At 36.3% G+C, this 19,258-nt stretch carries 24 protein-coding genes; 10 read left to right on the forward strand and 14 right to left on the reverse strand.

What is annotated here, in order from left to right; genetic code table 11:
• Nucleotides 1-5: 5 nt before the first annotated feature.
• The 3 genes from ABXT51_RS02935 to ABXT51_RS02945 are packed head-to-tail and all read left to right on the forward strand — an operon-like array spanning nt 6 to nt 3,207.
• Nucleotides 6-2,384: a N,N-dimethylformamidase beta subunit family domain-containing protein gene (locus ABXT51_RS02935; RefSeq protein ID WP_416687967.1), complete on the forward strand. Its 2,379-nt coding sequence runs from the start codon at nt 6-8 to the stop codon at nt 2,382-2,384.
• A gap of 26 nt (nt 2,385-2,410) precedes the next feature.
• The gene (locus tag ABXT51_RS02940; protein WP_271541123.1) at nt 2,411-2,779 is read left to right on the forward strand and encodes a hypothetical protein; all 369 of its coding nucleotides are present in this window, start codon (nt 2,411-2,413) and stop codon (nt 2,777-2,779) included.
• Nucleotides 2,780-2,799: 20 nt separating this feature from the next.
• The gene (locus tag ABXT51_RS02945; protein ID WP_271541124.1) at nt 2,800-3,207 is read left to right on the forward strand and encodes an inner-membrane translocator; all 408 of its coding nucleotides are present in this window, start codon (nt 2,800-2,802) and stop codon (nt 3,205-3,207) included.
• A 157-nt stretch (nt 3,208-3,364) separates the two neighbouring features.
• Here ABXT51_RS02945 and ABXT51_RS02950 read toward each other — a convergent pair whose 3' ends face one another.
• Genes ABXT51_RS02950 through glp form a run of 6 tightly spaced genes read right to left on the reverse strand, consistent with a single transcriptional unit; the run spans nt 3,365 to nt 7,563 of the window.
• Nucleotides 3,365-4,051, reverse strand: a complete 687-nt coding sequence (locus tag ABXT51_RS02950; protein WP_416696063.1) for a heparan-alpha-glucosaminide N-acetyltransferase — start codon at nt 4,049-4,051, stop codon at nt 3,365-3,367.
• Nucleotides 4,052-4,060: 9 nt separating this feature from the next.
• A complete protein-coding gene (gene mog, locus ABXT51_RS02955) occupies nt 4,061-4,591 on the reverse strand; it encodes a molybdopterin adenylyltransferase (protein ID WP_416653027.1) in 531 nt (176 codons plus the stop codon).
• An 8-nt stretch (nt 4,592-4,599) separates the two neighbouring features.
• Nucleotides 4,600-4,836 (reverse strand): MoaD/ThiS family protein, encoded by a 237-nt coding sequence (locus ABXT51_RS02960; RefSeq protein ID WP_416696064.1) that lies wholly within the window; start codon nt 4,834-4,836, stop codon nt 4,600-4,602.
• On the reverse strand, nt 4,833-5,828 hold the full coding sequence (moaA, locus tag ABXT51_RS02965) for a GTP 3',8-cyclase MoaA (protein ID WP_416696065.1): 996 nt from the start codon (nt 5,826-5,828) through the stop codon (nt 4,833-4,835). The genes ABXT51_RS02960 and moaA overlap by 4 nt, the downstream gene beginning before the upstream one ends.
• Nucleotides 5,825-6,304: a cyclic pyranopterin monophosphate synthase MoaC gene (gene moaC / locus ABXT51_RS02970; protein WP_416653031.1), complete on the reverse strand. Its 480-nt coding sequence runs from the start codon at nt 6,302-6,304 to the stop codon at nt 5,825-5,827. The genes moaA and moaC overlap by 4 nt, the downstream gene beginning before the upstream one ends.
• On the reverse strand, nt 6,301-7,563 hold the full coding sequence (gene glp / locus ABXT51_RS02975; RefSeq protein WP_416696066.1) for a gephyrin-like molybdotransferase Glp: 1,263 nt from the start codon (nt 7,561-7,563) through the stop codon (nt 6,301-6,303). Before glp ends, moaC begins: the two co-directional genes overlap by 4 nt.
• A 93-nt stretch (nt 7,564-7,656) precedes the next feature.
• Between glp and mobA the strand changes: the two genes are divergently transcribed.
• Complete coding sequence (mobA, locus tag ABXT51_RS02980) at nt 7,657-8,235, forward strand: molybdenum cofactor guanylyltransferase MobA (RefSeq protein ID WP_416696067.1); 579 nt, start codon at nt 7,657-7,659, stop codon at nt 8,233-8,235.
• Here the strand turns inward: mobA and ABXT51_RS02985 are convergent.
• Together ABXT51_RS02985 and ABXT51_RS02990 are read right to left on the reverse strand one after the other, a co-directional pair.
• Nucleotides 8,232-8,684, reverse strand: a complete 453-nt coding sequence (locus tag ABXT51_RS02985; protein ID WP_416696068.1) for a molybdenum cofactor biosynthesis protein MoaE — start codon at nt 8,682-8,684, stop codon at nt 8,232-8,234. The two genes, mobA and ABXT51_RS02985, sit on opposite strands and share 4 nt — an antisense overlap.
• Before the next feature lie 60 nt (nt 8,685-8,744).
• Nucleotides 8,745-9,440, reverse strand: coding sequence for a YczE/YyaS/YitT family protein (locus ABXT51_RS02990; protein ID WP_416696069.1), 696 nt, complete (start codon nt 9,438-9,440; stop codon nt 8,745-8,747).
• 167 nt (nt 9,441-9,607) lie between these two features.
• On the opposite strand from ABXT51_RS02990, the gene ABXT51_RS02995 reads away from it, so the two are divergent.
• From ABXT51_RS02995 to ABXT51_RS03005, 3 genes are all read left to right on the forward strand, one after another.
• Nucleotides 9,608-10,405, forward strand: a complete 798-nt coding sequence (locus ABXT51_RS02995; protein ID WP_416696070.1) for a phytanoyl-CoA dioxygenase family protein — start codon at nt 9,608-9,610, stop codon at nt 10,403-10,405.
• Nucleotides 10,406-10,409: 4 nt separating this feature from the next.
• Entirely contained in the window at nt 10,410-11,171 is a 762-nt protein-coding gene (locus ABXT51_RS03000; RefSeq protein ID WP_416696071.1) for a TSUP family transporter, read from the forward strand.
• Nucleotides 11,172-11,258: 87 nt separating this feature from the next.
• The gene (locus ABXT51_RS03005) at nt 11,259-12,656 is read left to right on the forward strand and encodes an aspartate ammonia-lyase (RefSeq protein ID WP_271541147.1); all 1,398 of its coding nucleotides are present in this window, start codon (nt 11,259-11,261) and stop codon (nt 12,654-12,656) included.
• A 40-nt stretch (nt 12,657-12,696) separates the two neighbouring features.
• On the opposite strand, the gene ABXT51_RS03010 is transcribed toward ABXT51_RS03005, so the two are convergent.
• The 5 genes from ABXT51_RS03010 to ung all read right to left on the reverse strand — a co-directional run bounded on the left by ABXT51_RS03010 (nt 12,697) and on the right by ung (nt 15,745).
• The gene (locus ABXT51_RS03010) at nt 12,697-13,266 is read right to left on the reverse strand and encodes a DUF4389 domain-containing protein (RefSeq protein WP_416696072.1); all 570 of its coding nucleotides are present in this window, start codon (nt 13,264-13,266) and stop codon (nt 12,697-12,699) included.
• A gap of 19 nt (nt 13,267-13,285) precedes the next feature.
• On the reverse strand, nt 13,286-13,504 hold the full coding sequence (locus ABXT51_RS03015; protein WP_416653046.1) for a helix-turn-helix transcriptional regulator: 219 nt from the start codon (nt 13,502-13,504) through the stop codon (nt 13,286-13,288).
• A gap of 9 nt (nt 13,505-13,513) precedes the next feature.
• The gene (locus ABXT51_RS03020; RefSeq protein WP_416696073.1) at nt 13,514-13,933 is read right to left on the reverse strand and encodes a hypothetical protein; all 420 of its coding nucleotides are present in this window, start codon (nt 13,931-13,933) and stop codon (nt 13,514-13,516) included.
• A 100-nt stretch (nt 13,934-14,033) separates the two neighbouring features.
• Nucleotides 14,034-15,077: a 4-phosphoerythronate dehydrogenase gene (locus ABXT51_RS03025; protein WP_416696074.1), complete on the reverse strand. Its 1,044-nt coding sequence runs from the start codon at nt 15,075-15,077 to the stop codon at nt 14,034-14,036.
• On the reverse strand, nt 15,074-15,745 hold the full coding sequence (gene ung, locus ABXT51_RS03030) for a uracil-DNA glycosylase (protein WP_416696075.1): 672 nt from the start codon (nt 15,743-15,745) through the stop codon (nt 15,074-15,076). Before ung ends, ABXT51_RS03025 begins: the two co-directional genes overlap by 4 nt.
• A 50-nt stretch (nt 15,746-15,795) precedes the next feature.
• On the opposite strand from ung, the gene ABXT51_RS03035 reads away from it, so the two are divergent.
• Genes ABXT51_RS03035 through ABXT51_RS03045 form a run of 3 tightly spaced genes read left to right on the forward strand, consistent with a single transcriptional unit; the run spans nt 15,796 to nt 17,366 of the window.
• On the forward strand, nt 15,796-16,452 hold the full coding sequence (locus ABXT51_RS03035) for a thiopurine S-methyltransferase (RefSeq protein ID WP_416696076.1): 657 nt from the start codon (nt 15,796-15,798) through the stop codon (nt 16,450-16,452).
• Nucleotides 16,452-16,757 carry a cold-shock protein gene (locus ABXT51_RS03040; protein ID WP_416696077.1) on the forward strand — a complete coding sequence of 102 codons (306 nt, stop codon included), beginning with the start codon at nt 16,452-16,454 and terminating at the stop codon, nt 16,755-16,757. Before ABXT51_RS03035 ends, ABXT51_RS03040 begins: the two co-directional genes overlap by 1 nt.
• Complete coding sequence (locus ABXT51_RS03045; protein ID WP_416687996.1) at nt 16,758-17,366, forward strand: transglycosylase SLT domain-containing protein; 609 nt, start codon at nt 16,758-16,760, stop codon at nt 17,364-17,366.
• A 111-nt stretch (nt 17,367-17,477) separates the two neighbouring features.
• Here the strand turns inward: ABXT51_RS03045 and ABXT51_RS03050 are convergent, their stop codons facing one another.
• The gene (locus ABXT51_RS03050; RefSeq protein WP_416696078.1) at nt 17,478-19,193 is read right to left on the reverse strand and encodes an ABC transporter ATP-binding protein; all 1,716 of its coding nucleotides are present in this window, start codon (nt 19,191-19,193) and stop codon (nt 17,478-17,480) included.
• Nucleotides 19,194-19,258: the final 65 nt, after the last annotated feature.

The raw sequence follows: 19,258 nt of genomic DNA on the forward strand, positions 1-19,258 counted from the left end.
ATATTATGTTGAGAATTACTGGTTATAGCGACAAATACTCTGTTTGTCCTGGAGATAACATACAATTTTATATTAACTCTGAAGATAGTGAAGTTTACGAAACACAAATAGTCCGATTAATACATGGTGATACTAACCCTGACGGTCCTGGATACAAAGAAGAAGAAATTCAGGCTGAATGTAATAAAAATTATCCAGGAAAAAATCAAAAAATACATGGTGGCTCTTATGTGATCGTGCCTCAAGATGAGCGTCTTAATTTAGAAAGCTTTACACTTCAGTGTTATATATTCCCAACAACACCTGTTGTTGGTCTTGGTACTCCACAAAAAGGACGCCAGGGCGTTTTAACTAAATGGGTTGAAGAAACTAAAAGTGGCTATGGGTTGTTTATAGACGAGCATAATTGTTTGTCTGTCGAAATAGGCGATGGCAGTGGCCAGATTATGAAGCTTTCAAGTGATAAAAAACTTTTAAGGAAGGTTTGGTATCTTGCAGCAGTTAGTTATGATGCGCGCACAGGTAAAGTTACGTTATTTCAAGAACCTGTTGTAACTTCAACTAATGGCGGATTAGGTCAAGGCTTATTAAATCCAGCAGAAGAAACTACTGCTGTGGTGGAGTCTATTAATAGTATAAAGCCAGGTATCAATGATGCCCCTTTTCTAATGGCAGCAAGTACAAAATATCAGAGGTCAGGAAGACATATTTCTGGAGGACATTTTAAAGAGGTGTTGGAGCCTATAGAGTTGCCAGAGCAAATTCATACATATAACGGAAAAATAGATCGCCCAAGACTCTCAAGGAGAGCTTTAACTAGGTCTGAAATAGAATCTTTGGCACGTGGTTACCAGGGTTGTAAGGCAGAATTACGTAACGACGTTGTTGGAGCTTGGGATTTTCATGCGAATATAACTACAAACATCGCCTCAACTTGCATAATTGATACGTCGCCTTCTATGTTAAATGGTGTCATTATTAATATGCCTGTTAGGGCTATGACAGGCTTTAACTGGACTGGAGATGAAATTGTTTATCATCATAAGCCTGAAGAGTATGGTGCAATTCATTTTCATGACGATGATATAGATGACGCACGTTGGGAAGTTGATTTTGAACTTAAAATTCCTGATGGTTTAAAAAGTGGTATTTATGCTGCTCGCTTAAGGATTGGTGGTGAAGACTCTCCAGAAACAGAAGATTATATTCCTTTTGTTGTTCGTCCTCCAAAAGGAAAAACTACTTCAAAATTGGCTTTTATTTTGCCTACAAATTCATACTTAGCATATTCAAATGATAATCTTTGTACCAACTGTGTTGTGGCTGAGTTATTAGCTGGAAAGGTTCCTGTAATGACTGCAGCTGATCTATATTTAAATGAGCATAGAGAATATGGACTTTCTACTTATTCACTTCATTCAGATGGAAGTGGCGTTTGCTACTCATCAAGACTTAGACCAATTTTAAATATGCGCCCTAAATATCGTCATTGGCTCTCTCCATCTTTATGGCAGCTTAATGGTGATCTTCATCTTGTTGACTGGCTTGAAGAAAAAAACTTTGATTTTGATATTCATACTGATGAAGACTTGCATCGAGAGGGAGTTGGGTTATTAAATAAATATCAAACTGTACTTACTGGAAGTCATCCAGAATATACTTCAGAAAAAATGTTTTCTGCTTATGAAAAATATCAACAAGATGGAGGTCGATGGATTTATTTAGGTGCAAATGGTTTCTACTGGTGTAGTGAGTATCATCCTGATAATTCTAATATTATTGAAGTTCGTAAAGGAGAGGCTGGAACTAGAGCCTGGACAGCAAATCCTGGGGAATATAATAATGCTTTTGATGGAAAATATGGAGGCATGTGGCGCGCTCGAGGAAGAATTCCAAGTAAGCTTTGTGGACTTACTTTTACGGCTTATGGTTTTGATGTTTCATCCTACTATGTTAGAGATAAGGATAGTGAAAGACCAGAGACAGCTTGGATAATGGAAGGGGTAGGGAATGGTGAAAAAATCGGTGATTTTGGGCTTGTTGGCGGTGGGGCTGCAGGTGTAGAGTTGGATCGGTATGACATTGAATTCGGAACTCCACATGATTCATATTTATTAGCGCATTCAGTTGGACATACCAATTTAATGTTGCAAGTTAATGAAGAGATTCACTTTTCTGTTCGTGGGTATCACGGAAGTGGTACTGAGAATCCAATGGTTCGAGCTGATATGGTATTTTATAAAACACCAAATGATGGTGGAGTTTTTGCTCCAGGATCTTTGTCCTGGTGTGGAAGTCTTTCGCATAATAATTACAATAATAATGTTTCTCGGATTACAGAAAATGCAATAAGAGGATTTTTAAAAGATGGACCTTTACCTTAATAATATAGATAAGGAGTTATATTAAAATGATTACTAATAAACACCCTAATATGATGGATCCACCTGTTGGTAAGTCAGTTGTTGGAACAAGCACTGAGCCTCTTAATGAATTAGAGAAAAGAGTAATTAGCCCTCTAGATGAGGATAAAGTTAATGATTTGTCAGAATATTTATTTACACTTAATAATAGACACATTGGGCCAATTGCAGGTGCTTATGTTGCAGTTTGCATTGTTGAAGGAAAAGAGTGGTGTGTTGGCCAGTTGAATGCAGATCGAGCAAAGCCATTAATACTTTTTGAAGATAAGATCTTTAACACCCCTGAAGGTGCCCAAATTGAGGCAGGACGATTAAAAGAGGAGCGAGGAGAGTCAGTGCCTTGTCGCAACCATTAATTACAAAATAGGAATATATTATGACAAATAAAGAAAAAGGTGTAATTGCAAACGAATCTTATGCTGAGACAGATGATTATATTACGAGGACTTATGTAATGCCTCTTTTGTTTGATGATGAATCACGCAGAAAATTGATTTCAGAGCACAGAAATAGTCCTGTTGGAACTGCTCCATCAAATGGAAGGGCCGCGATCGAACATAGTCATGATCTTAGAAAAGTTCTTGATAAATTACGAAGAGCGCCAATGGCTGGCAAATATGTTACTGTTTGTATTCGTATGTTCGAAAAATATAAGATAGGAATTGTTTCAGGAATTCGTGGTGTTCCAGTTGATATACAAGAAGAAATATATTCTTCAGAAGAAGCCTGTGAGCATGCAATTTTTTTAAAAAGAATTGCTAATTTAATGAATCACTACGGTTAGGTTTTGGTTTCTTGTAATCGTCTCTCTTTTTAATATACTATTTTTAATTACAGTAATGATCTTACTGAATAGTCGCTTTCTCCTGCAGAAATATTAACTACGATTACAAGAATCACCAATTCAAAGCTTCAATCAAGCTAGAGTATTACAAAGCCAATTAATTCAATAGGTTGTATGCCAAACTCACAACACTAAACAACACTATCTGATGAGTCAGATAGATAATTAGAGCATGCTTTCCGATTGCTTCAAGCCAATTTAATCGAAAAATAAATATTTTCTGATAATAGGGATTGTGCCCTAGATAAATCCCAATAAAGACAAAGGATAGCCATGGGAATAGAGGGTAATAATCAACACTACCAAGCGGCAAGTAAGGCTCAAGGAGGTATGAAATAAAACTAAGGTTAGGTTGATCAAAAATCGCACCAATAAGAATTAATGCAGCAATTAGCAAGGAGGTCTTAGGAAGATTTACAAAAGAAATTGCTATGATAGTAGAAAACCAAATTAAATGAAGGATTCCAAAATAGACCCATCCATCAGGAAACATTACGTAAGTTCCAGCTGAAACAAATAGAGCAGCAATTCCTAAATATAATAAGCGCTTAAGGAATTTTTTAAACTTAATGCCTTTGCCATGAGCAATAACCAAGCTAATTCCAACAGCACTCAAGAAAAGAAAAACAATTAAGCAGCGCCATGCTATTCCAGCCCAATGAGTAAATAATGGAATATCAGAAAAGCCAAAAGAATTAAGATCATAGATAAAGTGAAAGGCAATCATCATAATGATTGCAATGCCGCGCATTAAATCAAGTGCTGAATCTCTTGTATTGATCATCAAATAAATTTACTCAAACACTTGAGAGACATAATTTTTATCGATTGTTATAACGGACTCATCAAGGAGCTCAAGACATTTCGGTACAGCTAAAAAAACTGCTCCAAGACATACAGAAATTGCGACTGGCTTGCCAGGAAGATTGATAATTAAGCTATTACCTCGAGTGCCTGCGATTTGCCGTGAAAGAATTGCTGTAGGAACGGTCCTAAGTGAAACAATCCTCATTTGCTCTGCAAATCCATCAAAGATTCTTTCACAAACTTCTTTAGTAGCCTCGGGCGTTACGTCTCGAGTAGTTGGACCAGTTCCGCCTGTTGTAAGAATTAAATTACAACCAAGACTGTCACTCATCTCTTTGAGAGTTTTCTCTATTAAAGGCTGCTCATCTTCAATTATTTTTGAAACTACCTCATATGGGCTAGTTACTGCTTTTGATATCCATTCCTGCATGGCTGGTCCACTAATATCTTCATAGATTCCACGTGCAGCTCTATCAGAAATAGTAAGGAATCCAATTTTAATTTTAGAATCGGTCATATAATCTTCTAGCCTCCAGTAACGGGCGGGAAAAAAGCCACCTCATCATCTTCTTTAACAATGGTATCTGACGCCGCCATTTCTTGATTAACAGCGCACAAAATGTTATTTGGAAAGTGTTCACTCCCGTGTTTTTCAATAAGTTTTTGTTTGATAAAAGATATTGAAACTGGGGCGTCAAAATTGATCAAGTCATGACTTGTCTTTAAGTTTTCTTTAAGAGAAGCAAAGTAGATAATTTTCATCCACCAATCTCCACCATTTGACTACTACTAATATTATCAATTACGGAGTCAAAGAAATGTTTTTCTGGTTTTTTTGTTATGGCGACAACGATTAATTGCTTAATTTCTGTATCAGTCATTCCTGATCTTAGGGCATCACGAAGTGAAACTGAGTCTTTCTGACCAAGGCATAAAATTAGCTCACCTTTAGCTGTTAATCTGACGCGGTTGCAGCTACTACAAAAATTATTTGAAACAGCTGATATTGTAGCTACACTGGTGTTGGTGCCTTTAATGTGAAGAGCTTTTGCTGGTCCATCAGTTTGCTGTGCTTTCTTGGATTCAAGTTTACTTCCAAACCTTTTAAAGACTCTTTCAAGAATATCTTTTTCACTGTAGTGTCTATCAACTGCTTCTATGCCAGCAAGCCCAATAGGCATGGTCTCAATAAAACGAATATCAATTCCTCGACCAATAGCAAAATCTATCATGGACTCAATTTCATCATCATTAACACCCTTCATGACGACCATATTAAGTTTGATAGGACTCATTCCTGCAGATATCGCCGCATCAATTCCTCTTATAACTGTTGCCAAGTCACCATCCCTTGTAATTTCTTTAAAGCGCTCTGGGATAAGAGAGTCAATTGAAATATTGGCTCTATTAACGCCATTTGCTTTTAACTTGGCTGCTAGTGGTGGTAAAAGATGCGCGTTAGTCGAGAGCGGAATATCATTAAGCCCAGGGATATCTCCAAGCATTTTAGTTAGCTCAAGAATATCTTTTCGTAGCAGGGGTTCTCCGCCAGTAAGGCGCACCTTTGTAACTCCTAGCTCTGAAAATAAACGAACAATTTTTGCAGTCTCCTCAAAAGAGAGGACCTGAGATCTTTTAGTGTGGGTTTGGTGATCCTCATCTCTACAATAATGGCATCTATAATTACAGTGATCTGTAACTGAGACCCTTAGATAAGTGATTTCTCGATTGTATGGATCAATTAGCTTGTTCATTTTGGTAATATCCAGTGACCAGACTTGCCGCCTTTCTTTTCTAAAAGCTGGACATTATCAATGAGCATGAAGCGATCAACTGCCTTACACATATCATAAACGGTAAGAGCAGCAATACTTGCAGCAGTTAGGGCTTCCATTTCAACACCTGTCTTGCCAGTTAATTTTGCTGTAGCAATAATATCAATGCAGTTATTTTGAGTATTAGGAGTAAGCTCTACGCTCACTTTAGATAGCATTAGTGGATGACAAAGCGGGATTAGATCTGAGCATTTTTTTGCAGCTTGAATCCCAGCAACCCTAGCAACAGCAAGAACATCACCCTTTTTATGGGAACCAGAGACAATTAAGTCAAGCGTTTCAGCTTTCATTACAACTCGCGCAGAAGCCTTAGCTTCGCGTGCAGTCTCATTTTTATCGGAAACATCTACCATTTGCGCTTCACCATTTGCGTTGATGTGGGTTAATTTACTCATCTTGTTAATTCACTCATTGAGTAGTAGTTGAGTATAGTCCCAGTTTCAAAGGTTGTATTTTCAGGTATCTCAATAATTCCATCAGCCCAAACAACCGAGCTCATAACATCTGAACCTTGTTTTGGGAAGAGATTCGCTAAAGGAGTCTCCGTTGAATGGTCAATACGAACGCGTGCATATTCACGCCTAGGCTTAGCACGTTTGCAGTCAAAGTTTGTTTTCACCTTTAAAATTTTAGATTCATAGTTACTGTTTCCTTGCATTTTTTTTATAAATGGCAATGAAAAAATACAAAAAGTTACGAAGCTTGATACTGGGTTTCCTGGCAGCCCAATAAATGGAGTCTGCTTAACTTTACCATAAGCCAAAGGTTTTCCAGGTTTCATTCGAATTTTCCAAAGATTTAACTCTCCAAGTTTTTCAACAGCAGGTTTAACGTGATCTTCTTCGCCTACTGAGACCCCGCCAGTTGTCATAATTAAATCACACTGACTCTCAAGAGCTTCAAGTGCTTCACAGGTTGCATCTAACTTGTCTTCTATATTTCCAAGGTTTATTACATCACATCCAACCTGCTTGAGAAGCGCTACAAGAGCGTAACGATTAGAGTTATAAATTTTTCCAGGTGACAAAAGGTTTCCAGGCTCAACTAATTCATCACCTGTGAAAAAAACACCTACTTTAATTTTTTTAAAAACGACCAGTTCACCAACACCAACTGAGGCAGCTAAAGAAATATCTTGAGGCTTAATTTGCCTTCCTGAGCTAAGAATAACGTTATCTTTAAGGATATCGTTGCCAGTGGGGCGAATATTCTCATTTAAATTAATAGCTCTTTTAACTGTTATCTGCGATTTATCCTCAGAGAGAGTACATTCTTCCTGCATTACAACCGTATTAGCTCCATTTGGAATTGGAGCGCCAGTAAATATTCTGGCAGCGTTGCCTACCTTTAAGTCATTTCCAGTTGAGCCTGCAGCAATTCTATCGACAACGTCAAAGCTTAAGTTTTCTTGTGCTACTTGGGAGTCATTAAGTGCAATAGTGTAGCCATCCATTGCGCTATTATCAAAACCTGGAACGTTTATTGTTGAATGTATATTGCTTGCTAAAATTCTACCGAGTGAGTCATCCAAAGAAACGGCTTCTGTCATTGCTGTAACACTAGCAGAATCTATTAGAAAGGACAAAGCATCATCTGCACTCATCAGCGAATCACTAAACATTGCTGAGCTTGAGTTAGTGCTTTGACTATTCATTAGGTTCTATGGATTTAATATTCATACGGTATATTATACAATTGTAAGTAAATTTTCTAATTAAAAATAACTTGAAAAAAGCTCAAGCATTAAGTGAATAAAATATCAAAAAATGAGATTTCAGCTGTCATCTTAGCTGGGGGTATGGGCTCAAGAATGGGTGGAAAAGATAAGGGGCTCATTGAGTTTCGAAACCTTCCATTAATTTCATATGCAGCCAGTGTTGCTAAGGATAGGGTAAGTCAAATATTTATAAGTGCAAATAGAAGTTTAGATGATTATTCTAAATATGGAAAAGTAATAGAAGACGACTTAGAAGGCTATCAGGGCCCGCTAGCTGGAATTTCTAAAGCTTTAAAAGTCTGTACTTCTAATTATTTGTTAGTTCTCCCCTGTGACAGTCCAATGATTGATGTGACCTTAATCGATTCTCTTATTGAGAGAATGGAGTCTAGTGAGTGTAATATTTGTGTTGCTCATGACGGGCAAAGAATGCACGCAACCTTTGCGCTTATGAAATCAAATCTTAATGAAAGTCTTGATCAATTTTTAGCAGAAGGGGGTCGGAAAATGGCTCTTTGGTATCGTCAGCAGCAAACTGAAAGAGTTAATGTCTCAAGTCATTTAGAGCTGTTAACTAATTTAAACAGTCCAGAAGACTTTAATATTTAAGATTTCCAGCGTTTTTTTTGCTTTTCATCTTTGGTTCTCGCACCAACCCACTCTTCATTATTTTCTGTTACTTCTTTTTTCCAAAAAGGGGCATCAGTTTTAAGGAAATCCATAATGAAATTACATGAGTCAAAAGCCTCTTGACGATGCTTACTAGTTGTTATAACCAAAACTATTTGATCGTTAACATTAAGAGTTCCAATGCGGTGAATAATCGTGACATTTTCAATATCCCATTTATCTCGCGCCTTTTTAACAATTGACTCTAAAGATTTTTCAGTCATCCCTGGGTAGTGCTCAAGAGTCATAGAGCTAAGCGATTTCGGTTGAAGGTCTCTAACTGTTCCAACAAAACTTACAACAGCGCCAATACTAGAGTTATTGGCCTTAGCAAGCTTAACTTCAGTGGTTAAGTCGAAGTCATCGGGTTGAATGAGAATTTTATCCATTCTTTGATTTTATCTTTATTAAGATTATTACTGGAATTAAATATTTAAAAATGACTCAAACTAGTTTTGCTTTGATAATTTTCCTATAAGAGTTATTCCTAGTGCAACTGATGGCCCAATTCCAAGTGCAAACAATGCCGTTCCAAGCCCAACAACCTCACCCAGTAATTTGTCAATGTTATTAAGGAGGCAGAGAGAGCCAACTACTACTACGCTGATTTCAATCGTTGTTCGAATTGAATATATTGGCATATTAGTTATTCTTTGTAAGCCAATCATTAATCCATCCCTGGGTCCGGCGCCTAAGTTTGAAATCAAATAAAACCCACTTCCAAGTCCAATAACAAGAATACCAATAATGACCTGTAAAACCTGCATTGGATACGCTTCAGGATATGGCAAGTAATAAACTGAAAACTCAATTGTTAGTGCTATTATGAAGGCATTGAGAATTGTTCCCATCCCAGGTTTTTGTTTAAGCGGAATCCACATGAATAACACAAATATACTGATAACAAAAGTAGAAAAGCCAATTGACCAATCAGTAAGGTTTGAAATCCCTTGGGCTAATACAGTGTATGGGCCAACACCAGCACCACTGGTTATTAAAAGACTTTCTCCAAGACCAAATAAAAATAATCCAAATACTAAAAATATAAAAGTTAGTGGCTTAGGCTTAAGATTAAACGAGTCTTCAGAGCTCCAAGCAACTTTAGGAATTGTTTTAATAGTAAAGGTCTCAGAAAAAAGTTTCATGGATCATTGAGGCTGTAAAAAATTACAGTAATAATACAGTTGTTTATGCCAACTCTAGTGCTGTGTATTAATTATTATATTTATCTTCTAAGTTTCAAGTTTTAATGATTATCATAGGTTTATTGAAAATGAACTCTTAAATTATCAATACTAACCAGTCAACCCTCATGAAAACACTTCTTACTCAATCAGAAATACAAGACTTTAAAGATGATGGTGTTGTGGTTCTTAGGGGTGTTTTTAATGAGTGGATTGATACTTTATCTAAGGGAGCTGACTTTCATATTAAGAATCCAAGCGAAGGTGCATTGGTACATAAAGGAAAAGATTTTCAAGGTAAGTTTTTGGAGGACTTTTGTAATTGGCAGAGGATTCCAGAGTATAAAGACTTTGTATTGAATTCACCCCTTGCCTCAATTGCAGCAGACTTAATGGAGTCAAAATCAGCGCAATTTTTTCATGACCACTTTTTTTATAAAGAGGTGCTCTCAGGAGCCCCTACTCCTTGGCATCAAGACCTTCCTTATTACTGCGTTTCAGGGCATCAAACGGTCAGTTTTTGGCTGCCTCTTGAGTCAAGAAAGAAGAGTGTTTCATTGAGATCACTGGCAGGAAGTCATCATTTAAATAAAGAGATTCGGCCAACAAGCTGGGCGAACAATGAGAGCTTTTATGAAGATAATAACGCTTTTATGGACATGCCAAATACTGATAATGGTGATTTTGAAATCAAGCAATGGGAAACTGAGCCAGGCGATGTTGTTGCCTTTAACTTTAAGACAATACACGGTGCAAATGCTAACAAGGTGGATGATGTCAGCCGCACTCTTTCGTTTCGTTTGCTCGGGGATGATGTGGTTTATCGTAATAGACCAGGGCGAACTTCACCTAATTTTCCGGGTATTAACCAGAAAGATGGTGAGCGATTGAGGGAGGATTGGTTCCCTACTATTTGGGGCAATTGAGATTATGGATTTAGCAAATTACTCTTTGGAGATTCTAACTTTTTTATTTTTCGTTGCCATGATTGCAGGATTTCTTGATACCTTGGTTGGGGGAGGCGGTTTGTTAGCAGTTCCTGCATTACTATTAAGTGGGATTCCGCCTATCTACGTCCTGGGAACAAATAAATTTCAAGGTAGTATGGGCACTGGAGTTGCAACATTCCTACTTTTTCGTAAAAAAAAGCTGAATTTGAGTGCTATTAAGTATTTAATGTTAGTGTCTTTTGTTGGCTCGGTAATAGGCGGGGTTATAGTTCAGTTTATTGACACCAAGGCGCTCTCTTTTGCAATACCAATAGTGCTGGTATTTATTTCAATCTATTTTATTATCTCACCTAAGCCTAAAAAAACCTCGAAGAGCTCGGCATCCAGCAAAAGTTTTGATAAATATGCTGTTCCAGCAGTTGGTTTTTACGATGGCATGTTTGGACCTGGCGCTGGATCTTTTTTTGTAATGACAGCAGTTATGCTTAAAAAACTTGAAATTATTCAAGCAACAATTCTAGCAAAGCCATTAAATTTTGCATCAAACATTGCCGGATTTATAGTTTTCTTTAGTTTTGGCCATATAGCCTTTTTAATTGGCCTGGTAATGATGGCAGGACAATTAATAGGTGCTTTTTTTGGAACCCATTATTTATTGAAGGCTAACCCACTTGTTATTCGGTTTTTAATTGTCATTATGTCAATTTCAATGCTTGCTCAGTATTTGTATTCTCTGGTTTAGCATTAATGCTGTCAAAAATAAGATTCTCTTAAGCGTATCATTTGCTCAATCTACTGATTAAGGTAATATTTTTCAATATTAAAAATTATGGAATACAGAATAGAAACAGATTTTTTAGGTGAAATGAAAATACCTTTTGATGCTTATTACGGAATCCATACTAAGCGCGCTGTTGAAAATTTTCCTATAGCGGATGTTGCGATTTCAGTTTATCCAAATATAGTTATAGCCTATGCAATGGTCAAGCTTGCTTGCGCTCGAGCAAATAATAAATTGGGCCTATTAGAGGATGAAATTTTTGAGCCTATAGTCAGCGCTTGTGAGAGAATTATTAATGGTGAATTTCATGATCAGTTTATTGTTGAGATAATCCAGGGAGGCGCCGGCACTTCAACAAATATGAATGCAAATGAAGTCATTGCTAATGTTGCACTAGAAATGATAGGGAAAGAGAAGGGTGATTACGAGTCCATCTCCCCGCTTATGCATGTAAATATGTCACAGTCAACGAATGACACTTATCCTACTGCCTTGCTGGTTGGATTTTTAAAAGAATATGATCCTTTATTGGAAGCAATTAAAGCCCTCTCTGATTCTTTTCATGCCAAAGGCATTGAATTTTCTGGGGTCATTAAAATGGGGCGAACACAACTTCAAGATGCTGTGCCAATGAGCCTTGGTCAGGAATTTACTGCTTTTGGTAATACTTTGTTGGATGACATTAAAAGGCTTAATGAAATGTCACAATTATTTTTAGAGGTTAATTTAGGTGCTACCGCTATTGGAACTGGAATTAATAGCCATTTAGATTATCCAAAAATAGCAGTAGAGGCTTTGGCAGAATTATCTGGATTGCCTTTAGTACTGGCTCCAAACCCAATTGCTGCAACCTCTGATACTAGTGCCTTTGTGTCATTCTCGTCTGTTTTAAAGCGAGTAGCTATAAAGCTTTCAAAAATATCTAATGACTTAAGATTGTTATCATCAGGCCCAATTGCTGGGTTTAACGAAATTAATCTTCCCGCCGTGCAAGCTGGATCATCAATTATGCCTGGGAAAGTTAATCCTGTTATCCCTGAGGCTGTTAATCAAACTGCTTTTCAAGTAATTGGAAATGATTTAGTAATTACTTTGGCAGCTGAAGCTGGTCAAATGCAGCTCAATGCTTTTGAGCCTGTTTTAGCCGTAAATATATTACGCTCATTACGCTATATGACAAATGCGATGGTTATGCTAAGGACAAAGTGTGTGGACGGAATTACAGCTAACGTTGAAGTTTGTGCAAGATATGTTGAACAAAGTCCTGGGATAGCAACATTTTTTACGCCTCATTTAGGCTATAAAGAGTCAGCTCGTATTGCCAAAAAAGCTCTAAAAGATGGAATGACTGTTCGAGAAATTATTATTCAAGAGGGGCTTATGACTGAAGAGCAAGTGAATGAAGTTTTGCATGTGGACAATCTTACAAAGCCTAATATTCGTTGAGTTATTGAAGCTTAAGGGACCAAACTTTAAAGACTTTAAGTTAACCAAGTTTAAATGGTGGGTACTGATCTGTTGTTAATAAAAATGCGTAAGCATTTACTCTCAATGACCAGCGCAGGAAACCTTCAACAAAATCAAATATGCCCTTAGGATATCGTCCTGTAAATAGAATCGTAAACCAAGCAAAAATAGTGCAAAAAACAACAGCAATAAACATGAGTACTAAAACGATGTAGTGAGGGATAGCTAGAAACCATTTAATAAGTGGCATCCATCTATTTAAGTCTTTCTTAACGTCTGGATATGGTAATTCAACTTGTACTGCTTGGTCAGTTTCGGTTGAAGGGTATTCGTCCCTCATTAACAAACCATAGGCTGCAATCCTAAGCCAGAATTTAGTAAGAGCGAGATTCCAATCAAACCACCACTTTGGGTATTTTTCTTTAAAAAGAATCATTAAAACTACTGCTAGCGATAAAGCCTCAGCATAAGAAGAAATAATAGAAAGAATAATAACAATTGGAATTATTAATACTAATCTAAAAAGAGCCGTTAATTTGTTAGATTTTTCTGGGTAATCAATCTTTAGATTTACTGGATATTGCTTCATTTTTAATCCTCTTAGAAAATTATTTACCAATATAAAAAACTTCTTGTATCTCTTTGTTGAATGCTAATGCAATTTTGAACGCTAACTCTAGAGATGGGGTGTACTTATATTTCTCAATGGCAACAACTGTTTGTCTGGAAATACCAACCAAATCAGCAAGTTCTTGCTGCGTCATCTCGTTATTATTAAACCTGAGTTTTCTGACAGAATTTTCTATATTGATTTTTTTCTTAGCCATTGTAAATAACTATTTATAGAGATATATTTTCAAAAAAGTACTACAGATGCTTGCTAAGAACACTGACAAAGTTATAGCAATTATTCCAAAGTTTATAGGTAGGTTAAACCATCCTAATAGAGCAAGAATAATTACAAGGGAGATACCAAATATGACATTACTTAATCTCAAAGCATAGAACTCAATCATATTGTCCCTTTCATCTATGACATTTTTTTCTTTGCTCTTAGTAATGATTGCTGAAACTATGGCGATAGCTATGGCAGAAAAGATAGCTGCAAGTATAGATATTCCAATGCCTTGAACAAGCACTTGAGTAATTGAAGCGATACTCATATTAGCGGCTCCATTTAATTTAGAGTACATCCAAGTAATTGCTATTGCTACTGCAATTATTTCGGTTAAAGTATTTCTAATTTTTATATTCATATCTATATTTATAAGTTATTTAATATGTAAATTATAACATACTTAATGTAATGTATAACATACTTTATGTCAATAACATATTACATAATTGGGGATGAGCTTACTTTAATTTATGAGGAATAATAAAATTTGTATGAAAATGCTTCCATTCATAGCGCTCAGGATAATGACGTCTATAATCTTCAAACTTTGAACTGTCTTTGAGAGCTTCATGGTCATCAAAAAATGAGTATATTGAGTTGAGTGTTTCATGAAGAGAGCTTTCATTAATGGGTCTTATTTGAGGGTTAATCAGTGACTCAATTTCTTTATTAAATGGAGCTTTAGTAAAGCCACATAACTCTTTATAAATCATAAAACTACCCATAAATTTTGCATCTATTGAGTGCCCTGCAATGTGAGGTGTCGCCCAGTATGCGCTACTTTGCAGTTCAGGATTAATATTGGGCTCGTTTTCCCAGCAGTCTATTATATTTTCTTTTGTTTTGGTCATTTCCCATAGGCTTTCATCGATTATGCCTCCTCGAGCTGCATTGATTAATATTGCATCTTCTTTAATAAGGTTAAAGTTTTGACTTCCAAGAAGGTTATGAGTAGGGTGGGCCCCAGAAAATGTTAGAGGCGTATGGAAAGTTACAATATCAGCACCTAGCGCAACATCAAGGTCAACGAACTTATTGTTTCCTTCATTAGCCTCACGGATGGGATCATTAAGAAGAGTCCTTATCCCAAGTTGCTTTGCTTTAAAGTCTAGCCTAGAGCCAACATTTCCAACACCAATTATTCCAAGCGTTTTGGTTGATAAATCAAAGCTATGATCATTCGCTAGATTGGAAAGAGCACTAATGACATACTCAGTTACTGCATTGGCATTACAGCCCTGGGCAGATACAAATGAAATAGCATTTTCTTTTAAATAATTTTCATCAACATGATCAAGCCCAGCCACTGTCGAGCCAACAAATCTGACTTTGGTTCCATCAAGGAGCTGTTTGTTAACTTTGGTTCTTGATCTGACAATAAGTATCTCGCAATCTAATAAACTCTCTCGGGTAATTAGCCTACCTGGAAGGGCGGTAATTTCACCAAAACCAGAGAAGATTTCTTTATAACCCCATACTGCATCATCAATCATTAGCTTCATGGGTTAATGCTCCAGTCAATGGATTCTTGATTCGTTGACTTAAGGTAACTGTTTGTTTTTGAAAAATGCCTAGAACCAAAGAAGCCTTTATAAGCTGAAAAGGGAGAAGGGTGAGGGGCGCTAAGTATCAGATGTTTATCGCTGTCAATTAATTCAGATTTCTTGTTTGCATAAGCGCCCCATAAAATAAACACTAAATTATTTTTATGACTACTTAAAATTTGAATAACTTTGTCTGTAAAGTTTTCCCAGCCCTGGTTGGCATGCGAAGCAGGGCTATTTTTCTCGACTGTAAGAACGCTATTAAGAAGAAGAACGCCTTGGTTGGCCCACGAGACTAAATGTCCATGCTCAGGTTTAGAGAAGCTCACATCATCACTTTGAAGCTCCTTAAAGATATTTCTAAGTGACGGCGGAATAACAATACCTTTTGGAACTGAAAAGCTTAAGCCTTCTGCCTGACCTTCTCCATGATAAGGGTCTTGCCCTAGTATGATTACTTTGGTTTTTTCAAAGCTTGAATACTCCAGTGCTTTGAACCAAGAGTCTCTGGGCGGGTAGATACTCAAATTATTTTTTGATTGAAGATAAGAATCTAAAGCAATGAAATATTGCTTTTCTTTTTCAGGATTTAAATAATCTGACCAGCCACTTTTAAAATGGGTCATAATGTTTGATGATTAACTAATATGACTCTCTATTATATCAAGGAATAAATATGACAGACTGGCACAGTAGATGGGAGAGCAATAAAATCGGTTGGCACGCAGAACAAGTTAACCAGAATTTGATTGATTATTTTTCAAAGCTCGACTTAAATGATGGTGATAAGATTTTTGTCCCACTTTGTGGTAAGAGTATTGACATGTTCTATCTATTAAAAAAAGAGCTCAGAGTTGTCGGCGTAGAGATGAGTGAGATTGCTGTTAAGCAGTTTTTTAGCGAGAATAAATTAGAATACTCTGTTGCTAAAGTTGATGATTTAATACTTTATGAGGGTGATGGAATTCAAATATTCTGTGGTGACTTCTTCACGTTAAAAGCAAACCACTTAGTTGACGTTAAAGCAGTTTATGATCGTGCATCACTTATTGCCTTAGATAAGGCGTTAAGACAGAAATATGTTAATCATTTAAATGATATAATATCCGAAGATGTAAGGGTGTTATTGTTAACTTTAAACTATCCTCAACATCAATGGGTTGGCCCACCTTATGCTGTAAGTAAGTTGGAGGTTGACTCACTTTATGGTGGTTCGTTTCAATGTCAAGAACTTCAAAATATTAGTGATATTGAAAATGAGCCAATGTTCCTACTTCAAGGAGTAGATTTTGTTGAAAAAGCAGTATATTGTCTGCAAAAAGTGAGAATGTAATGGCTAAAAAAATGACGGGCATAGTGGCCCAATTTGGTACAAAAGGTTATGGATTTATTACGGGAGACGATAATGAAAAGTATTTCGTTCACCAGAAAAATGTTTTTAATAAATCACGCTTAAGAAGTGATACTAGAGTTAAATTTAAAGTTGAAAACTCTGATAAAGGTCTAGTTGCTATTGATGTCAAGCTAGAGAAGGTTGCTCAAGAGTCAGAGCCTTTAACTGACAATGATATTAAAGCTATGTTTGGTGTTTTATTGGTTTTTCAGTTGATTATTGCTTACTTTGTTTTTATTGCTTAAATGAAAAAACTGTTTGTCCTAAGTTTGTTAGTTGTAATTTCTGTTTCTGGGTGTTTTTCAACGCCCGCTAGAGAAGTTACTAACATCTGTAACTTGCTTGATGAGAAGGTTAGCTGGTATCGAGCAGCTAAGCTCAGTGAGGAGAAATGGAAAGTGCCGATGCATTTGCAGATGGCAATCATTCATCAAGAGTCTCGCTTTGCTTCAAAAGCAAAACCACCACGAAATAAAATTTTTGGAATCATACCTGGTGCAAGGCCAACAGATTCATTTGGCTATACCCAGGCTAAAAAAGCGACTTGGGACTGGTACCAACTTAAAACTGGCAACAAGACTGCTAAAAGAGATGATTTTGCTGATGCGATTGATTTTGTTGGCTGGTATGCTAACCAGTCTTCACTTCGCTCTAAGATCAGTAAAACAGATGCATATCGTCAGTATCTTGCATACCATGAGGGTCATGGCGGCTTTAATAAGAAAAGCTATGAAAGTAAAGCCTGGCTGATTGATATCGCAAAAAAAGTTGAAAGTAAATCTAATACTTACAAGACTCAGCTTTCTCAGTGCAGAGATGAGCTCGATAGTAATAGAATATGGACGCTTTTCTAGATCACATTGCTAATGTGGTTTAATCCGTTAAAATCCCCTCCATTAATTAATCTCATAGAAGAGATTCATCAGACGCACTACATCGGATAAAAGATAAGTAAAGTTAATTTATTAAATTTGCTGCTGGTTAAGCTTTGCGTATTCCCCAGAGGCCTTAATGAGCTCTTTATGAGAGCCTTGCTCAATAATCTCACCCTCCTTTAAAACGATAATACGATCTGCATTTTGAATTGTGCTTAATCGATGAGCAATAATGATTGTGGTTCGTCCTTTCTGCATTTTAGTGATTGCTGACTGAACAAGTTTTTCAGTTGCAGAGTCGAGCGCTGAGGTTGCCTCATCAAGAATTAAAATAGCACTGTCTTTTGCAATTGCCCTAGCAATGGAAAGCCTTTGGCGCTGACCGCCTGATAAGGTTACGCCGTCTTCACCTATGTCAGAGTCAAATTTATTAACTAGTTTTTCAATGAACTCAATTGAATTGGATACATTTGCTGCATTAATAATTGAATCCATAGGCATCTTATCTTTCTGTCCAAAGGCAATATTACCACCAATAGTGTCATTAAATAGTCGTACATTCTGATCGACAAAAGAAAAATTTGATCTGAAAGATTCCAAATCAAAGCTATTTATATTTTCATTATTTATAGCAATTTTGCCTTCTGTCGGGTTATAAAAGCGAGTTAATAGATTAACCAAAGTTGTCTTTCCACTTCCTGTGGAGCCAACGAGTGCAACTGTCTCACCCTGCTTAATACTTAGAGTAATATTTTTTAATGAGGGTTTATTGTTGTCATAAGAGAAACTTACATTATCAAAATAAATATCTCCAGTTGCTTGGTCCATCTTTTTACTACCAATATTAGACTCAGCTTTTTCATCAATTAAATTAAAAACACTGACTCCAGCTATCATTGCTTGTTGTAAAGGTTTGTTAATATTGATAAGAGTCTTGGCAGGTTTAATTAGCATACCCATTGCAGTAAAGTAAGCTAAAAAATCACCTGCACTCATGATTAGGTAAGTGGATGATAAATAAACAACACAGCCTAAAGCTAGTCCAATTAAAGCGTTTACTATCGAAGTATTAAGACCGCTTGCCATATCAACTTTAAATCTTTGCTGGCGAATCGTATTAATAATATTAAAAAAATTGTTTTGCTCACTTGCTTGGGCGTTATATATTTTGATTAGGTCATTTCCTGAAATATTTTCATCAAGAAGATGTGTCATTTTCCCCATTGATTCTTGAACTTTTTTTGAACCTTTTCTGATTCTAGCGGTAGATAGCTTTACTGCAAAATATACAAGCGGAAGAAGGATTAAAAGAATAAGGCTTAGTAGAGAATTTTTATAGAATAGATAAGCTGTTAATATTACAACAGTAAATGAAGACTTTATAAATTCTAGCCAAATAGTTGATGCTGCAGCAGAGATTTGCTCAACATCAAAGGTTAACTTAGAAAGTGTCTCTCCTGTCGTATTATTATCAAAGTAAGTCTTTGGAAGTTTAAGAATTTTTTTAAACATATCAACTCTAAGGTCTAATATTACTTTGTTAGAAATCCAAGAGCTTGCGCTAATTGATATCAAGGCGAATATAGAGCTGATTGCTATAACAGTGAATAGAATTAATGAGTATGAAAATGCAGCATCGCCAGAACGATTAGAAGAGAATAATGTATCAACTATTTGGCCCGTAATCTCAGGTATTGAAGTCTCCAATACCGTAGCAAAAACCATCATTATTGAAGTAAAGACAAGTTTTCCAATGTGATCTTTTAAATATGGAAACAGTCTCTTTACAAATTGTCTATAACCCATCGTGATTTGTTTGTTTGGATGTGCCCATATTCTACCTAATTTTGTGTATCATAACTATTTCAAAC

Origin of the sequence: Candidatus Pseudothioglobus sp. Uisw_050_01 (genome assembly GCF_048085775.1) — a bacterium.
Lineage (GTDB): Bacteria > Pseudomonadota > Gammaproteobacteria > PS1 > Pseudothioglobaceae > Pseudothioglobus.

Excerpts from the sequence above, each read along its gene's own strand:
- ABXT51_RS02935 (WP_416687967.1), top strand. The coding sequence starts at position 6 with ATGTTGAGAATTACTGGTTATAGCGACAAATACTCTGTTTGTCCTGGA.
- ABXT51_RS02940 (WP_271541123.1), top strand. The coding sequence starts at position 2,411 with ATGATTACTAATAAACACCCTAATATGATGGATCCACCTGTTGGTAAG.
- ABXT51_RS02945 (WP_271541124.1), top strand. The coding sequence starts at position 2,800 with ATGACAAATAAAGAAAAAGGTGTAATTGCAAACGAATCTTATGCTGAG.
- ABXT51_RS02950 (WP_416696063.1), bottom strand. The coding sequence starts at position 4,051 with ATGATCAATACAAGAGATTCAGCACTTGATTTAATGCGCGGCATTGCA.
- mog (WP_416653027.1), bottom strand. The coding sequence starts at position 4,591 with ATGACCGATTCTAAAATTAAAATTGGATTCCTTACTATTTCTGATAGA.
- ABXT51_RS02960 (WP_416696064.1), bottom strand. The coding sequence starts at position 4,836 with ATGAAAATTATCTACTTTGCTTCTCTTAAAGAAAACTTAAAGACAAGT.
- moaA (WP_416696065.1), bottom strand. The coding sequence starts at position 5,828 with ATGAACAAGCTAATTGATCCATACAATCGAGAAATCACTTATCTAAGG.
- moaC (WP_416653031.1), bottom strand. The coding sequence starts at position 6,304 with ATGAGTAAATTAACCCACATCAACGCAAATGGTGAAGCGCAAATGGTA.
- glp (WP_416696066.1), bottom strand. The coding sequence starts at position 7,563 with ATGAATAGTCAAAGCACTAACTCAAGCTCAGCAATGTTTAGTGATTCG.
- ABXT51_RS02985 (WP_416696068.1), bottom strand. The coding sequence starts at position 8,684 with ATGGATAAAATTCTCATTCAACCCGATGACTTCGACTTAACCACTGAA.
- ABXT51_RS02990 (WP_416696069.1), bottom strand. The coding sequence starts at position 9,440 with ATGAAACTTTTTTCTGAGACCTTTACTATTAAAACAATTCCTAAAGTT.
- ABXT51_RS02995 (WP_416696070.1), top strand. The coding sequence starts at position 9,608 with ATGAAAACACTTCTTACTCAATCAGAAATACAAGACTTTAAAGATGAT.
- ABXT51_RS03000 (WP_416696071.1), top strand. The coding sequence starts at position 10,410 with ATGGATTTAGCAAATTACTCTTTGGAGATTCTAACTTTTTTATTTTTC.
- ABXT51_RS03005 (WP_271541147.1), top strand. The coding sequence starts at position 11,259 with ATGGAATACAGAATAGAAACAGATTTTTTAGGTGAAATGAAAATACCT.
- ABXT51_RS03010 (WP_416696072.1), bottom strand. The coding sequence starts at position 13,266 with ATGAAGCAATATCCAGTAAATCTAAAGATTGATTACCCAGAAAAATCT.
- ABXT51_RS03015 (WP_416653046.1), bottom strand. The coding sequence starts at position 13,504 with ATGGCTAAGAAAAAAATCAATATAGAAAATTCTGTCAGAAAACTCAGG.
- ABXT51_RS03020 (WP_416696073.1), bottom strand. The coding sequence starts at position 13,933 with ATGAATATAAAAATTAGAAATACTTTAACCGAAATAATTGCAGTAGCA.
- ABXT51_RS03025 (WP_416696074.1), bottom strand. The coding sequence starts at position 15,077 with ATGAAGCTAATGATTGATGATGCAGTATGGGGTTATAAAGAAATCTTC.
- ung (WP_416696075.1), bottom strand. The coding sequence starts at position 15,745 with ATGACCCATTTTAAAAGTGGCTGGTCAGATTATTTAAATCCTGAAAAA.
- ABXT51_RS03035 (WP_416696076.1), top strand. The coding sequence starts at position 15,796 with ATGACAGACTGGCACAGTAGATGGGAGAGCAATAAAATCGGTTGGCAC.
- ABXT51_RS03040 (WP_416696077.1), top strand. The coding sequence starts at position 16,452 with ATGGCTAAAAAAATGACGGGCATAGTGGCCCAATTTGGTACAAAAGGT.
- ABXT51_RS03045 (WP_416687996.1), top strand. The coding sequence starts at position 16,758 with ATGAAAAAACTGTTTGTCCTAAGTTTGTTAGTTGTAATTTCTGTTTCT.
- ABXT51_RS03050 (WP_416696078.1), bottom strand. The coding sequence starts at position 19,193 with ATGGGTTATAGACAATTTGTAAAGAGACTGTTTCCATATTTAAAAGAT.